The 14,422-nt window shown below is 48.1% G+C and carries 12 protein-coding genes and 1 tRNA gene; 5 read left to right on the plus strand and 8 right to left on the minus strand.

The features are described from left to right. Nucleotides 1–17: 17 nt before the first annotated feature. The 5 genes from NXS99_RS01690 to NXS99_RS01710 all read right to left on the minus strand — a co-directional run bounded on the left by NXS99_RS01690 (nt 18) and on the right by NXS99_RS01710 (nt 4,571). Nucleotides 18–722, minus strand: a complete 705-nt coding sequence (locus tag NXS99_RS01690) for an HAD family phosphatase (protein ID WP_259286946.1) — start codon at nt 720–722, stop codon at nt 18–20. Nucleotides 723–730: 8 nt separating this feature from the next. Continuing rightward, entirely contained in the window at nt 731–919 is a 189-nt protein-coding gene (locus NXS99_RS01695) for a hypothetical protein (RefSeq protein WP_259286947.1), read from the minus strand. A gap of 1,047 nt (nt 920–1,966) precedes the next feature. Beyond that, complete coding sequence (locus NXS99_RS01700; RefSeq protein WP_259286948.1) at nt 1,967–2,356, minus strand: hypothetical protein; 390 nt, start codon at nt 2,354–2,356, stop codon at nt 1,967–1,969. Next, complete coding sequence (mshC, locus tag NXS99_RS01705) at nt 2,353–3,600, minus strand: cysteine--1-D-myo-inosityl 2-amino-2-deoxy-alpha-D-glucopyranoside ligase (protein ID WP_259286949.1); 1,248 nt, start codon at nt 3,598–3,600, stop codon at nt 2,353–2,355. Before mshC ends, NXS99_RS01700 begins: the two co-directional genes overlap by 4 nt. A 107-nt stretch (nt 3,601–3,707) precedes the next feature. Beyond that, the gene (locus NXS99_RS01710) at nt 3,708–4,571 is read right to left on the minus strand and encodes an undecaprenyl-diphosphate phosphatase (protein WP_259286950.1); all 864 of its coding nucleotides are present in this window, start codon (nt 4,569–4,571) and stop codon (nt 3,708–3,710) included. 128 nt (nt 4,572–4,699) lie between these two features. Here NXS99_RS01710 and NXS99_RS01715 point away from each other — a divergent pair, with 128 nt between their 5' ends. Both NXS99_RS01715 and NXS99_RS01720 read left to right on the plus strand, forming a co-directional pair. Further along, nucleotides 4,700–5,704 carry a hypothetical protein gene (locus NXS99_RS01715; RefSeq protein ID WP_259286951.1) on the plus strand — a complete coding sequence of 335 codons (1,005 nt, stop codon included), beginning with the start codon at nt 4,700–4,702 and terminating at the stop codon, nt 5,702–5,704. 30 nt (nt 5,705–5,734) lie between these two features. Beyond that, complete coding sequence (locus NXS99_RS01720; RefSeq protein ID WP_396124794.1) at nt 5,735–6,850, plus strand: quinone-dependent dihydroorotate dehydrogenase; 1,116 nt, start codon at nt 5,735–5,737, stop codon at nt 6,848–6,850. A gap of 159 nt (nt 6,851–7,009) precedes the next feature. On the opposite strand, the gene NXS99_RS01725 is transcribed toward NXS99_RS01720, so the two are convergent. After that, on the minus strand, nt 7,010–7,579 hold the full coding sequence (locus NXS99_RS01725; RefSeq protein WP_259286953.1) for a YbhB/YbcL family Raf kinase inhibitor-like protein: 570 nt from the start codon (nt 7,577–7,579) through the stop codon (nt 7,010–7,012). Between the two features lie 240 nt (nt 7,580–7,819). Between NXS99_RS01725 and NXS99_RS01730 the strand changes: the two genes are divergently transcribed. Further along, nucleotides 7,820–7,905 (plus strand) — tRNA-Leu (locus tag NXS99_RS01730). Nucleotides 7,906–8,221: 316 nt separating this feature from the next. Next, entirely contained in the window at nt 8,222–9,718 is a 1,497-nt protein-coding gene (locus NXS99_RS01735) for an SDR family NAD(P)-dependent oxidoreductase (protein ID WP_259286954.1), read from the plus strand. A 126-nt stretch (nt 9,719–9,844) separates the two neighbouring features. On the opposite strand, the gene NXS99_RS01740 is transcribed toward NXS99_RS01735, so the two are convergent. Both NXS99_RS01740 and NXS99_RS01745 read right to left on the minus strand, forming a co-directional pair. Then, a complete protein-coding gene (locus NXS99_RS01740; RefSeq protein ID WP_259286955.1) occupies nt 9,845–11,590 on the minus strand; it encodes an ABC transporter ATP-binding protein in 1,746 nt (581 codons plus the stop codon). Continuing rightward, nucleotides 11,587–13,161, minus strand: coding sequence for an ABC transporter ATP-binding protein (locus NXS99_RS01745; RefSeq protein WP_259286956.1), 1,575 nt, complete (start codon nt 13,159–13,161; stop codon nt 11,587–11,589). The genes NXS99_RS01740 and NXS99_RS01745 overlap by 4 nt, the downstream gene beginning before the upstream one ends. Nucleotides 13,162–13,313: 152 nt before the next feature. Between NXS99_RS01745 and NXS99_RS01750 the strand changes: the two genes are divergently transcribed. Beyond that, the gene (locus NXS99_RS01750; RefSeq protein ID WP_259286957.1) at nt 13,314–14,339 is read left to right on the plus strand and encodes a siderophore-interacting protein; all 1,026 of its coding nucleotides are present in this window, start codon (nt 13,314–13,316) and stop codon (nt 14,337–14,339) included. Nucleotides 14,340–14,422 lie beyond the last annotated feature (83 nt).

The following is a 14,422-nucleotide window of genomic DNA, read 5'->3' on the forward strand; positions in this document are numbered from 1 at the left end:
AAAGTGCTATGAACGTTTTACGTGTGGGACTGGGTTGATAATTCTGCAAACCATTGTTGAATTTGCGGAGCTGTGACTCCTACAAAGCTGGCTTGCGGCATGGCATGTACCTCTTGCGGAAGAGGCAGTTGTGCTCCAGGTGCTGCGAGCACTCGACAGCCTGCAGCAAGACCTGCTGCCATTCCTGCTTGAGAATCTTCGAACACCAACACCGTTGAGGGCAAGACAGAAAGATGTGCACACGCTGTTTGATAGCCCAGCGGATTTGGCTTGCCGACGCTGATATCATCACCACAGACAATCGCGTCGAAAAGCTCAACACCAAGCCCACGTAATGCAGGAATTGCAAGCTCGCGGGCAGTATTGGTCACCACTGCGATGGGAATCTTTGCCTCACGTAATGACTGCAGGCAGGAACGAATCCCTGGAAAAATTTTTGAATATGGCAGCCGCGTTGCAAGCTTGGTATAACACTCGCGCTGGATGTCCTCAAATTCAGTTTCTGTAAGCACTACCCCAGCATGGTGGGCTGCAATGGCAACAGTGTTGCGAAACGATCCGCCTACAGTTTTGGCTTGTAATTCCGGTGTTAAGCGTTTGCCTAAGGATTCACTTAATTCGTAGGTGATGCGTTCCCAAATTGGTTCAGAGTTTAATAAGGTGCCATCCATATCCCAGGCAACTGCGGCAAGCGTTTGATGTTGCTGATTCGATATATTCAATTTTGTCCTTAGGAGAGTAAGGAACGGAGCTGATCGGTAATACCATAATAGTGATTCGCACCGAGAATGCTCACAAGAATGAGCAAAGAAATAAAACGGCGAATCATGTTGGTCACGATCTTAAAGATGATAAAACCACCAATAAGCACGATAGCTGCCATCATGAGTGGGTTTTGTAATAAAAAAGATAGTTCCATGATTATCCTGTGCATGAAAGTTGGTGCATTTGACTAAAACTATTGCGCATACTGAAAAACGTAGTATGCGCAGTACCTCCTTATCCTACACGGTTGCTAGTGTGCACTGCAGTAGCAATCCGGCCGTAGAGCTTAATACAAGCTCAGGCTTTAATGCTTATCAATCCTGCTTACGGTGCTGATTTATCCACTGCGGGAGATATTCAGCAGCTTGAGGATCAATAGCTCGTGGATAGTCTGAGTGAAAAATCTATCACGTGAATTCCACAGCGTTGCCTACTAGAATGCCGTGCATGTGAGACAGAAGTAGCGCAAGCACAATCATCTTGCAAACAATAATCAATGCAAGGAATGGTTGGTCTTTGCGCGCTACTATGCCCTATTACAGGTGCTTGTAGTGTAGAAGTGCCCAACACAATTCCAGGATGAGTGGTGTTATCAAGTAGTGGATTGCCAAGATACATAGTGCCGAGCATATGGTGATCACACGCAAGCGTACGTTCTGGTAGCTGTAACAGCATCGACAAAACTTTGCAATAATTTGTACGCGACTATCTTCAGTAGCGAAATCACTAATTCGTGTGCAAGTCATTGAGAAAGTCGGGCAAAGGATTGTCCGGTTCAAAGGTGTTCATCTTTTTGTGGCAATGTCGAAACTGACAGGGTAGCTGTATATACTGCAGGTGCTAATCCGAGCACTTCTACCTGCTCAAAGGCATTAGCTTCTTGAGAATGTTTGGCCTAGTAATCTCAGGTATAGGACACTATAGGTTCTAAAAATTTCACTTTTATAGCCATAGCTGTGATAGGGAGCAAAATTTGCACTGTTTAGGAGCATATGCAGTTGGATCTTTTGATAGTGCTTTCAACGGTTTTTTATTGCTATGGGCAGCAAGAATCGTGACTTAGTATTTCTTGAACGAAACCAACAACATACATTCAGACTCAATCATGATGGCCACAACACAAAATATCGGAGATGTTTATTACAGAACATCTCCGATAGTGGCGTGATACTACAGTGATTACTACCTTGTGAAAAAAGTTTCACTCATCTCTTTCCGACAACAGCGGAATCGCCTGTAAGAATATTTCAGGCAATCTGCGCGCTTGCCAGACTTCTACCAGGAGCGCTTGAATATCTGCTTCTTCTTCTGGCTCAATCACTGACCATTGGTATTGTTCGTTAAACGCCTCAAGCTGATCATAGAGCGCAATAATCGAACCTAACGCGATTTCAGAATCGTATGTTTGATAACCTGCAACAGTTTCGAGATAATCGAGGAGCAATTGACGCAATTCAGGCAATGCTGTTGGCGGAAACGGCTGATCCCAATAAGCATCTTCCCCATCGCGTAAATATCCACCCGAGGCAAATAATTCAAGATCAGCAATAAAACGTTCTACCTGTGGGGTAAATTGCTCAACAATACTCATAGCTCAACTCCTAATAAGGCATGCAATGCACGTTGGACAAGCTGACCTGCCTGATGTGAGACATTTCCAGACGAAACTGGTACTTGAGCTGCCCACTTATCAACAGCTTGTAATACTGCTGGTGTTTGCAGATCATTGGCAAGTAATGTGCGAATCTGCTGAACAAGTTCTTCAGCAGCTTCAAAAGAACTCGCCACCGAAATTGCTTGCCGCCACAATGCCAAGCGTTGTTCGGCTTGTGTGAGAACCTCTGCAGTCCACTCACGTTGCGCACGATAATGACCAGCAAATAACCCTAAACGAATAGCATTTGCTTCATGCCCTGCAGCGCGCAACTTGGAAACGAAGACTAAATTGCCCAACGATTTAGACATTTTCGTGCCTTCATACGCGATCATGCCGGCGTGTACATAGTGATGGGCCATGCGTGGACTGCTATATGCTGCTTCGATATGTGCCGCAGAAAATTCATGGTGTGGGAAGCGCAGATCAGCACCGCCACCTTGAATAGCGAAATGACTACCAAGGCGTTTCGACGCAATGGCGGCACATTCAATATGCCAGCCAGGGCGTCCTTGCCCAAATGGTGATGGCCACGATGGTTCACCTGGACGAGCTTGCCGCCACACAAGTGCATCAAGGCAATCACGTTTCCCAGCGCGTGTTGGATCGCCACCGCGTTCAGCGAATAAGGTTTCCATCAACCCGCGTGAATAATTCGACTCGTAGCCAAATTGTGTGGTTGCAGTAATCGGGGCATATACATCTGGATAATTAGGATCCTCGAGAACATATGCCTTTTCGGCGTCGAAAAGCTTTTCTACTAACTCGATGACCTCAGGGATAGCCTCGATCGCACCAACATATTCTGATGGCGGAATGACCTGTAACGCTTCCATGTCACTACGGAACAAATCGATCTGACTTGTGCCAAGAGCTTGCCAATCGACGCCATCACGTGCAGCACGTTCAAACAAAGGATCGTCAACATCGGTGACGTTTTGGATATACGTCACCTCAACTTGATTATCGCGAAGCACGCGATTGATCAGGTCGAAACTTAAATATGTTGCGGCATGGCCAAGGTGGGTGGAATCGTACGGAGTAATCCCGCAGACATACATACCGGCATGACCGTCGAGAACTTCAACTGGCTTCACAACGCCGTCAGCAGTATCGAACAAGCTCAGCGCAATAGGATTGCCTGGAATCTCAGGAATATGTGGAAAAGGCCATGATTGCATGCCACATAGTGTAGCAATGTTCGACACCAAGACCTACACGCTCTGGTCACCCATGCGTGCAGGCTGTGGATATATCGTTGTGAGAGGCTGTATTACTAGAACAATTTTTAAGGCTGTAGCACACCAGAGGCAAGTAGTGCCATCACTGCAAGACCAGCGGGAATACGATAGGCTGCAAACCAACTAAAGGAGTGGTGTGACACAAACTTCAGCAGCCATGCAATTGAGGCATAACCTACTGCAAAGGCTATAGCGGTACCAACGAACAGCTGCATGCCCGTTGCTGCTTGTCCAGCTTGTGGATCAAAAGCATCGCCGAGCGAAAAGAGCCCGGATGCCAGCACCGCTGGAATTGCCAGTAAGAAACTAAAACGTGCAGCAACTTCACGGTCAAGCCCAAGGAATAAGCCGGCCGAAATCGTACCGCCAGAACGTGATACACCAGGAATTAATGCTAAGCATTGGGCAAGACCCATGATGAGTGCATCGCGGAAAGAAAGTTCTTCATAGCTGCGAGTTTTCTTTCCATAATATTCGGCGGCAATGAATACGAAGGAGAATGCAATGAGCACTGCTGCCGTGATCCACATATTGCGTAAATATTCTCGAATAATATCTTTGCCTAAAAATCCCACGACGCCGACTGGAATTGTGCCAAGAATGACCATCCATCCCATTCGATAGTGGAATCCGCGTGCCTTGGGGTTGGCTAATCCTTGAAACCACGCGCGAAGAATTGTGTAAATGTCGCGTGCAAAATAAACCAACACAGCGGCTTCGGTGCCAAGCTGGACAACCGCGGTAAAAGAAGCACCGGCATCTGCACCGAAGAATAATGAGCTAATGATTCGTAAATGGCCTGAGGAACTAATCGGAAGAAACTCAGTTAAGCCTTGGACAATGGATAAGACAATCACCTGGACCCAGCTCATGGTCGATGGTGATACAAGTGCAAGTAATTCGGAATTCATAACATGATCACCGTAGCGCATTTTTGTGGCAAACGGCGTCAGACTCATCGTAGATGAACGCTGATCCAACGTAGGTTTTTCTATTGTTGGATGATGTGCAAGCTTGAGAGGTGATAAGGTGAAAAGTTGTGAAACTCAAAGCGATGATTGCACTGTGTTCGATTAGCCTACTTGCTGGCTGTACCCCACCAAGCGTGGAAGAAAAGTTGCCAGAAGCAATGGGCAACGCTGCTCCTGTTGCATCTTCTGACTCAACCGGTGTCATTGACGGTTTGATTGAACTGCCATCAGAAATTGCAATGGCAACCGATATAGAAGCAGTTGGTCAAACACTGGCAATTCGCAGTGGTGCCCATCTTGCGATTGGATCAGTACACGATTTCCAGCAGCAACATTGGACGAGCGTGAACATTGATGCTGCTTGTGGTGATATGACAAGCACCGCGGATGAGTTTGTGCTGGCTTGTCCACAAGGAGTGTTTACCATCGCTGCCAAGTCACCGAAATTAGAGTTAGCAGCCGCAACTGATATCCCAGTGACTGCTGCAGCTAAAACCGCTGACGGTAGCATCGTTGCTGCAGGTAAAGAGAGCGCCGAGGTGCTGTATTTCAAAGATGGTCAAAGCAAACGAATGCGCGTCACAGATACGACCGATCAACTTATTGCTGCTCCAACTGATAATGGCAACTCTGTGGTGTATCGCATTAGCCGAGCCAAAACGTTGATTCAAAACTTAGATGTTGTCACCGGTGAACCTGGTGCAATCTTGCGTGTTGGGCTTGGCGTGGGCCAAGTTGCTCCAGGCGAGCACGGAATGGCAGTAACCGCTGACGCCTTGGGCCGTCAGTTTGGCGTGTATCTGACTGATCCAGTGATTCGTTTACAACAAACCACTCCAACCATGGATCAATCACCGTGGGATGTTGCTTGGAATAGCACCACACAGCAAGTGTGGACGGCAACCACCACTGATAATATGTTGCGCTCCTACGATATTTCATCTGGTGTCGGTGAACTTAGCCGTGAGGTTGCAACAGTTGCAGATGCTCAAAATATTGCAGTGCTTGACGACGGTACAGTAGCTGCGGTTTCAGCAACCGGCGGCGGTTTGCACATCGTTGCTGCAAAATAATTGTGTTCATTTGAAAGAAAGATGCGTGTTGTGAATTATCAAACTCCTGCTTGGCGGCTCAAAGCATACCAGGTCGCATTATCAATCATGTTCAAGCTTTCGCCTGAACGCATCCATGGCATTATTGCCAAAGGCATGTCAATCTTGCAATCATTGCCAATTGTGCAACGTGGCATTGCAAAACTTGTGACAGTCAATGATCCAGTGCTATCCCAAGAAGTTTTTGGTGTGACCTTCCCACGCCCATTAGGGCTTGCCGCAGGGTTTGATAAAGATGGCCATGCCCCAGATGCGTGGAGCGCATTGGGATTTGGATATGCCGAACTTGGAACCGTGACTGCTTCTGCGCAACCGGGTAATCCACAGCCACGTTTATTCCGTTTGCCAGCGGATAAAGCCATTTTGAATCGAATGGGCTTTAATAATTCTGGTGCTGCTGTCGTTGCTGAAAACTTACGACGTCGTCGAACAAATGCTGTAATCGGTATTAACATTGGCAAAACGAAAGTAGTACCAGCAGAGCAAGCTGTCGATGATTATCGTAAATCTGCTTCCCTCCTTGGTGGGTTAGCTGACTACCTGGTTGTCAATGTGTCTTCCCCGAACACACCAGGTCTGCGTGACTTACAGGCAGTAGAGTCTCTCCGTCCGATTTTAGCTGCAGTGCAGGCGGCAACGGATACGCCAGTATTGGTGAAAATTGCGCCAGATCTTTCTGATGCAGATGTCGACGCGGTGGCAGATCTCGCGATGGAATTAAAGCTCGATGGCATTGTGGCAACCAATACCACTATTGGTCGAGAAGGTTTGCAAACACCGAGCCAGATTGTGGCCGATATGGGACCAGGCGGCATTTCTGGTCCTCCTGTTGCCGAACGCAGTTTGGAAGTGCTGCAGCGACTGCGTCAACGTTGCGGTGATGCTATGGTGCTGATTGCGGTTGGTGGTATTTCCACGCCGCAACAAGCCTGGGAACGAATTGCCGCAGGTGCCAGCTTGCTGCAAGGCTATACCCCAATGATTTATGGTGGTCCGGATTGGATTCGCGAGATTCATGCTGGTATTGCCGCACAAGTGCGTGCTCACGGCTTGCAATCGCTGTCACAAGCGGTTGGTTCGAATCTGCCTTGGACTTTAGAATCATAATTGTAGAAGTAATGAAAATATCCCACTCACGTTGGTTGTGAGTGGGATATTTTTTGCAACATCATAAGTGGCATCGCCTGAGATACTGTCCTGATTTTTGCTGGCAATACTGATCTTCGCTACAGCATAATCATGATGTAGTGTCGAGCATATAAGGATCTAGTGTTCGCCGGTGGTTTCATAGCCGGTGGTTTCATACCAGCCCCAATAGATGCTTCGGGCCAAACTATGGAAATTGAGATGGAAGCCTAGTACTGCTGCTGGTGTGCTGGCAGGCAGATCGAGATGATCGACATCTAAGGCATGAACGGCAAAGAGATAGCGATGTGGGCCGTGTCCGGCTGGTGGTCGTGGACCATAATAGCCAAATACGCCAGAATCACAGCCAAGAGTGGTGGTTTGAGAAAGTCCAAGCAGAGACGTATCAGCTTGTCCTGCACCTGTTGGCAGTTCTACAACTGTTGGTGGCAGATTGAACACTGCCCAGTGCCAATAACCAGAAGCAGTCGGCGCATCTGGATCAAAACATGTTATGGCGATAGAGCGAGTTTCTGCTGGTAGATCACTCCATTGCAAATGCGGACTTTGATTGCTTGGCGCAGTATGAATCTCTGGAATACGACTGCCGAGTGCAAAATCATTGGAGTGGAGTGGAAAACTTGGAACTTGTCTTAAAGGCGCATAAGGATCAGGGCCTGGAAAACGATCATCGTTGGCATAATCAGTCATAGTTTTGTTGTACTTGATCGCGGGAAATATTTCCATCTTTATATTCATGCTCATAGCAATGCCAGTGCAAGTATCGTGAACAGTAGTGCGTGCGAACCAGAATCGCTGCCAGCAGTAGGTGCGTACATGTCATGTGTTTTCTCATTATGAAAAGTGTTCTGAACAGCTGATTTGTTTATATCGCGAATGTTGTCTATAGTTTTGGAAGTGCCCAGCTGAAAGGCTGAAAACAAAACCCAAGCCCGGGTGGCGGAATGGCAGACGCGCTAGCTTGAGGTGCTAGTGTCCTACTAACGGACGTGGGGGTTCAAGTCCCCCCTCGGGCACACTGTGTTGAGACAGTATATAAGCCGCAGATTTTCTGTGGCTTATTTTTTTGCGTTTCACCTCCTTGGTTGCGCTCCCCTTTCAATGATGCGCGAGTTCGCGAGTCGTTTTATGTTTTCCATATCTGGATTGATGCAGACCTGATTGGTACAGGAGCATTGCCCCTCATATTCCCATATTGTGCTATACCTGCAGTATGTAGATTGCTGGTATCCGCGACTATTCTCGATTCGCTGCTATGTGTGCATGACGCACGCACTCATTGCTACGATACAACCGATTACTTATTGTCGTACCAATCACCAAAGGACTGTTGTGTCGCATCCACAAATTTCTGCACAGGATCTTCAAACTTGCCTGAATGTCCTCCAGCAAGCAGGCGAACTCGATTTCGATGATCCTACCTCAGTCCAATTGCAACAAGCAGTGGCAAGACTGTTCAAAGCGGTGAAGAAAAACCGCAGGCAGCAAGCCAAACAAAAACGTCAAGCGCATACCCAAGCTATTCTTGCCGCCACAGCGACTGCGAATCCTCGTCGAATCGATGATGAAACGCAAGGCTTATTGCTCAAACCTGGTGCTCCTGCACTCGGTGGTGTGGCAACTCCACACGGTTGGGCAGGAAAGCTTTATCGACCACAGAAATGCTATGTGTGTAAGAATCCATATCAACTGGTCGATTCGTTTCATCACCAACTGTGCCCCGATTGTGCTCAGGACAACCGGCAGCGTCGTGAAGCAAGCGTAGATTTATCAGATCGTCGAGCTTTGCTTACCGGTGGGCGGGCGAAAATTGGCATGTATATCGCACTGAAGCTGCTGCGTGACGGCGCAGATTTGACCATTACTACGCGTTTCCCCAAAGACGCGATACGCCGGTTTCATGCAGTACCTGATAGCGTCGATTGGCTGGATCGATTGCACGTCGTTGGCATCGATTTGCGTGATCCGCAGCAAGTCGTGGCCCTGGCAGATCATATGGCCCAAAAGCCGTTGGATATTTTGATTAATAATGCCGCACAGACTGTGAAACGTAAACCAGGTGCATATTCTGGGCTTGTCGACGCTGAACAAGCACCTCTGACCCAACGAGAATTGCAGCTGGATTGCGTCTCGTTTGGTGCAACCAGCCAAGTACACCCTGCAGCCTTAATGGGAGCTGAAACTGCTGTAGTGCCAGCATCCTCAGCTATTGATGCCGATGCGGCACAAGCACAGATTCATGCCGCGCAACTAGCCGCGTTAGCGATGACTGGTGGCTCAGCTGATATGCAGCGTACTGCCGATGGCATTGCCGTGGATGCAGGTGGGTTGCTTCCAGATTTGGTTGAGCATAATTCGTGGGTGGCGAAAGTTGGTGAAGTTGATCCGCTGGAATTATTAGAGGTGCAACTGTGTAATGCCACTGCCCCATTTATTTTGATTAATCGACTGCGTCCAGCATTAGAGGCAGCACCTGCTCGGCGGAAGTATATTGTGAATGTTTCTGCGATGGAAGGTGTATTCTCTCGCGGCTATAAAGGGCCTGGACATCCGCATACCAATATGGCCAAAGCAGCGCTGAATATGCTCACGCGTACGGCTGCAGGGGAACTCTTTGAACACGGTATTTTAATGACTGCGGTGGATACTGGATGGATTACTGATGAGCGTCCGCACACAACGAAACAGCGATTAGCGCAAGAGGGATTTCATGCACCGCTGGATTTAGTAGATGGTGCCGCTCGTGTCTATGACCCTATTGTGCAAGGCGAACATGGGGTTGATTTGTATGGTTGTTTCTTAAAAGACTATCGACCGCATCAGTGGTAAGCCCGAGCTAGCAGCCGCCTAGATGGCGTTGTGGCATGTGCAATTGGTTTTACACATGCCACAAGCCGTGGTCAATGCCTGCGTTTCACAGATAAGCAGGCATAAAAAGCCTTTTGTATCGCTTCCTTATGCTTCCCAGTGCGCAAACAGTTGTGCATAACGTCCTCCAGCGGCAAGCAGTTGTTCATGGGTTCCATCTTCGATGATGACGCCGTTATCCATTAAGATAATGCGATCTGCCAGCATTGCTTGATCAAGCCGGTGTGCAACAACCAAGGTTGTGCGATCAGCTGCCACTGCAGTTGCAGCTGTTTCTAACATTTTGGCGTGCTCTGACCCGGCTTCAGAGGTGGCCTCATCCATGATCAGAATTGGCGGATCTCGAAGAATAATACGAGCTAAGGAGATCTGCTGCTCAACTTCTGGCGAAAGTGGTTCAGCACCAGCGCCGATGCGAGTATCAAGGCCTTGCGGGAACCACCTGGTAAAGGTTTCTCCCGTAAGACCGACTTTTGCTAATACGGCAAGAATCATCTCATCGCTGGCATCTTCTTGTGCCATGCGAAGATCATCGCGCAAGGTTCCAGAAAATAGATGAACTTGCTGACTAATTAAGGCCACATGGCGAGCTGTCCAGTTTTCCGAAACCGTTGCCGTATCAATACCGCCAATGCGAACAGTTCCTGCGGTAGGATGCTGCAAACCTGCAATAATATTTGCCAAAGTGGACTTGCCAGCACCGGAAGCACCAACCAGTGCTGTGGTAGTACCAGCTTCCAGGTTTAAGTTGAGATCTTGCAGAATCGGCGCGCCACCTGGGTACGCGTATGAAAGATGCTCGATGCTGACGCTTGGTTGAATATGATCTGGACCATCTGGTCGGTGATCGTTGGCAGACATTGTTGCCACTGCAACTGCTCGGCCTAATGAGGTCAATGCTTGTTGAATAACGCCGGAGAAAAAGAGCACATTAAAGATATGCATTTCAAGGCGGACAACCAGTGTAATTGCAGCTGCTGCTGTACCTGCTGTTAACACTGAAATATAGGCCAAATATACTGCGAGGCTAACCACGCCGGTCAATAATAAAACATAGATCAGCTGTGCAGTGGCCAGAATATAGGTAAACACATCTACTTGATGTGCAGTCGCAATAATGGTAGTCCAGCTCTTGTGTTCGATGCGCTGCAGCGCCCAGCGCTGTAATCCTAATGCCCGAATCGTCGACATGCCGTGAATGGTATCGAGCAGCATATTATTGCGCTGAGCCTCGGTCGACGATAACCGGTTTTGGGTTGTCGGGAAATCGCGGATAATCATCCGAACCACAGGCGTCATCAAAATGATAATGCCGAACGTGAGAAGCCCGAATGACCAATGGATCAAGCTTAAGGCTGCAATGGTAAACGGCATCATAAAGATTGTGGTGGTCAATCGTGAACCGACATTGGCTATAGCCGTCGTGACGCGGTCAATATCTTTTGTTAACCGCGTAATGATATTGCCAGTGCCAACTTCCATAATGGTTGGAATCGGTGCATGTAAGACCGCATTCAAACATGCTTTTCGCAGGTCAATGGACATTTGCGAGGTTTTTGCCAACAACACGTATTCGCCTGTAAAGCGCCCGACGTTTTCTAATAGGAATCCCAGGCTGATCAAACATAAAAAGGCAATAAATAATGTGCGATCATGGACAACGTCGATGACTCGCCCGAGCAGCGTTGAGGTACCGACCATGACTGAAATAAAAAGAGCATAGAGGGTAAAAGTACCCAAATACCACCGTTTGCGTGGTGTTGATGGCAAGGTGGTTAAAAATTTGCCTGATTCTTTCAGTGTTGCGGGTGCGAGTTTGTCTACTTCAATCATGCCTGCTGCCCTATTTCGCTAAGAAAATCTTCATCAGTTCGTACTCGAGTAGCCGCGTTTATCCACGCTGATGAGGTCGAAAGCACAATTGTGTGCTGCTTTGCACGCAATTCAGCAACATTGTTCACCACTTTGCTCAAAGTCACGGTATCCAGTCCAGTGGTTGGTTCATCAAGAATCAAAAGTTGCGGATTCATATTGAGCACACGAGCAAGCGCTAATCGCTGGCGCTGGCCGCCAGAAAGGTTCAAGCCACCTTCGCCGATTGGTGCTACTGGTAGCTTGCCATCTGCTTGGTATCCGCCAAGGCGTGTCAGAATATCACCGCAGTTTGCTGCATCAAGACCAATATGTGAATCGCCGACATTATCTTCTAACGTGCCTTCAAAAATACTGACCATATGCGGTTGAAATATTCCGTCATATGCAGCAGCCATGGCAGTAGCGTGTGCCAATGCCGCCTGACGTGCAGATTCAGTTGAAAGTGACCACACTTCTAGGCCTGGTTCTGGTAGATGTGTGTCTACTTGCGGAATTGTGACTGGCCGGAGGTCGTCGAGAAGCTCTTGCACTCGTCTTGCTGCGGCAAGACCGCGCGCCCATACATACGACATATAGCCGAGCGAAAAGCCAGAGGCTTGCAGTGCAGGTGGGCTAAGCAACACAATGGTAAGTAATTCGCCTTCGGTAATTTTCCCACGCGCCAGCAAAAACGCGCTGTAGAGAATCACCACGACAATAAAACATGCAGGTACTAACTGGCGCTGAATATTGATAACGGTATTGACTTTGTATTGCTGCATGATGGAGGTAAGAGAATGATCAACTGCGGCTTCGAACTTGTGCTGTGATCGTTCAACCGCTCCCATGCCCTTGAGCTGACGAACACCCTGCGCATAGTCGGTGCCGAGTGAAACTGCATGTGCTTCAGCTTCGCGACGCTTGGAACTTACCTTATCAATTTTGCTCACCGTGCGGCCTGAAAACCATGCAGTTGCAGCAACACCAACTGGAATTACCAGTGCCACTTCAATCGAAATTGGCGCAAGCACAAACACCGTTCCCAGAACATAGCCTGCCATTGCCAACGGAAAATTTAAGGTTTGTTTGAGCTGGCCGAGTGCCGACGTATCTTCATCGATGGTATTGAGCAACTCACCTGGAGTTTTTGCGTTCGGCTGTTGGAAAGCCAAACGATCCGTTAAACCCATCCGAAGATTATGAGTGGTACGGGCTTGAGAAATTTCCGTAAAACCGTCAGCGGTGGCTTCGAACAGCCACACGCAGAATGCCAGTGCGAAAATTGCGATGATAGGCATAATTAATGCATGCAAGCCTGCATTCGCGATTAATGAATCGGCAATATTTCCGACAAACTTCGTTTGGAAAGCAGCCGCAATATTTGAGGTCATGGCACAAATAACCAACAGCACAACCAGTTTTGGATGTGCGAGTAAAGCCTTTTTTGTGTATGCCTGAATGTTCTCAGTTGTGTATACCAGATTGGCGTTATCGTGTGGTGCCTCATTGGGTGCTGACCAAGACCAGGTAGGAAGCCGACGATAATTCATAACGGATTAACCTACCAGAGTAGCTGGCACAAGCAGAAAGCATACACACATATCATTCTTGATTCTGTGGGAAGGTGCGTATCTGTAATAGTTTTTGCTAAGGTAAACCTCAATCAAAAGTTGTATATGTAAGTATTGTTGAGGGCATGCCCATGAAGAAAATATTGCCTGTGACCCCGGCGAAGCAATATTTCGCACCATTTCTGGCAGAAGTTGCTGAGATTATTCCTGTTACTGCAAGCCTCACTCGAATCGTATTTCGACATCCGGATTTACTCCACGCTGCATTAGGACGTGAGGTCTTGGATCAGCGAATGAAAATTATTTTTCCAGGAGAATCCGGGATTACTCCAACATATGATCGACACGAGTGGCGAGCGCAACGAGCTGCCTTGCCCCCAGCACTCAAAGGTGTGATGCGTACCTATACTGTGCGCAGCTGGCAAGAATATCCAGATTTTGGCGAAGTGTGCATTGACTTTGTACGTCATGATGATCGCTATGGTCTTGCTGGTCCAGCAAGTAAGTGGCTTGCAGCCGTAAATATTGGTGATCGTGTGAATTTGGTCCTGCCACGCAAAGGTATGCCGGTAACAGGTATTGAATTTGCTCCAGGCGATGCTCGTAGCATTGTGTTGGTAGGTGATGAAACCGCATTGCCGGCGATTGCAAATATTCTCATTTCCGTAAGTGCTCAGTCACCAGGGAAAACTGTCCATGCTTTTGTCGAAGTTCCAACTCGGGCAGATACACACTACTTCCAACACCCAGACATCACCTGGTTGATTCGTGACGAACATGCTGTGCTATCCCCTGGTCAGCACATTTTGACTGCATTGCAGCAGTATATTCCTGCCTTGTGTAGGCGTGATGAGAACTTGGAGGAAGCAGTACCTAGTGCTGATCGCAATGCTGCTATTGGAAGGAGTGTAACTGCTGGCAGCCATGAGGATGCCAATGAGATTATTTGGCAAACACCGACGTATTCAAAATCTGGTGAGGAATTAGCCCATGATACATCTGTGGCTACCGATGATCTCGCGCAGTACTTTTGGATCGCTGGTGAAAGCACCATGGTGACCAGTGTGCGTCGCTACTTGGTTCATCAGTGCGGCATTCAACGTCGCCAGGTAGCGTTTATGGGATATTGGAAACAAGGTGTGGCGATGCGCGGGTAATGGTGCAGGCGTGGCGCATACTTTACATTCACGTCTTATGTTTGCCTGAAATCGGACACCACAAACCGCTATAACAGCATCAA

Origin of the sequence: Corynebacterium sp. HS2168-gen11, assembly GCF_024834075.1 — a bacterium.
Taxonomy (GTDB): domain Bacteria; phylum Actinomycetota; class Actinomycetes; order Mycobacteriales; family Mycobacteriaceae; genus Corynebacterium.

What these genes read in the sequence shown, in the direction of transcription:
- NXS99_RS01695 (WP_259286947.1), bottom strand. Translation starts at nt 919, where the DNA reads ATGGAACTATCTTTTTTATTACAAAACCCACTCATGATGGCAGCTATC.
- NXS99_RS01700 (WP_259286948.1), bottom strand. Translation starts at nt 2,356, where the DNA reads ATGAGTATTGTTGAGCAATTTACCCCACAGGTAGAACGTTTTATTGCT.
- mshC (WP_259286949.1), bottom strand. Translation starts at nt 3,600, where the DNA reads ATGCAATCATGGCCTTTTCCACATATTCCTGAGATTCCAGGCAATCCT.
- NXS99_RS01710 (WP_259286950.1), bottom strand. Translation starts at nt 4,571, where the DNA reads ATGAATTCCGAATTACTTGCACTTGTATCACCATCGACCATGAGCTGG.
- NXS99_RS01725 (WP_259286953.1), bottom strand. Translation starts at nt 7,579, where the DNA reads ATGACTGATTATGCCAACGATGATCGTTTTCCAGGCCCTGATCCTTAT.
- NXS99_RS01740 (WP_259286955.1), bottom strand. Translation starts at nt 11,590, where the DNA reads ATGATTGAAGTAGACAAACTCGCACCCGCAACACTGAAAGAATCAGGC.
- NXS99_RS01745 (WP_259286956.1), bottom strand. Translation starts at nt 13,161, where the DNA reads ATGAATTATCGTCGGCTTCCTACCTGGTCTTGGTCAGCACCCAATGAG.
- NXS99_RS01750 (WP_259286957.1), top strand. Translation starts at nt 13,314, where the DNA reads ATGAAGAAAATATTGCCTGTGACCCCGGCGAAGCAATATTTCGCACCA.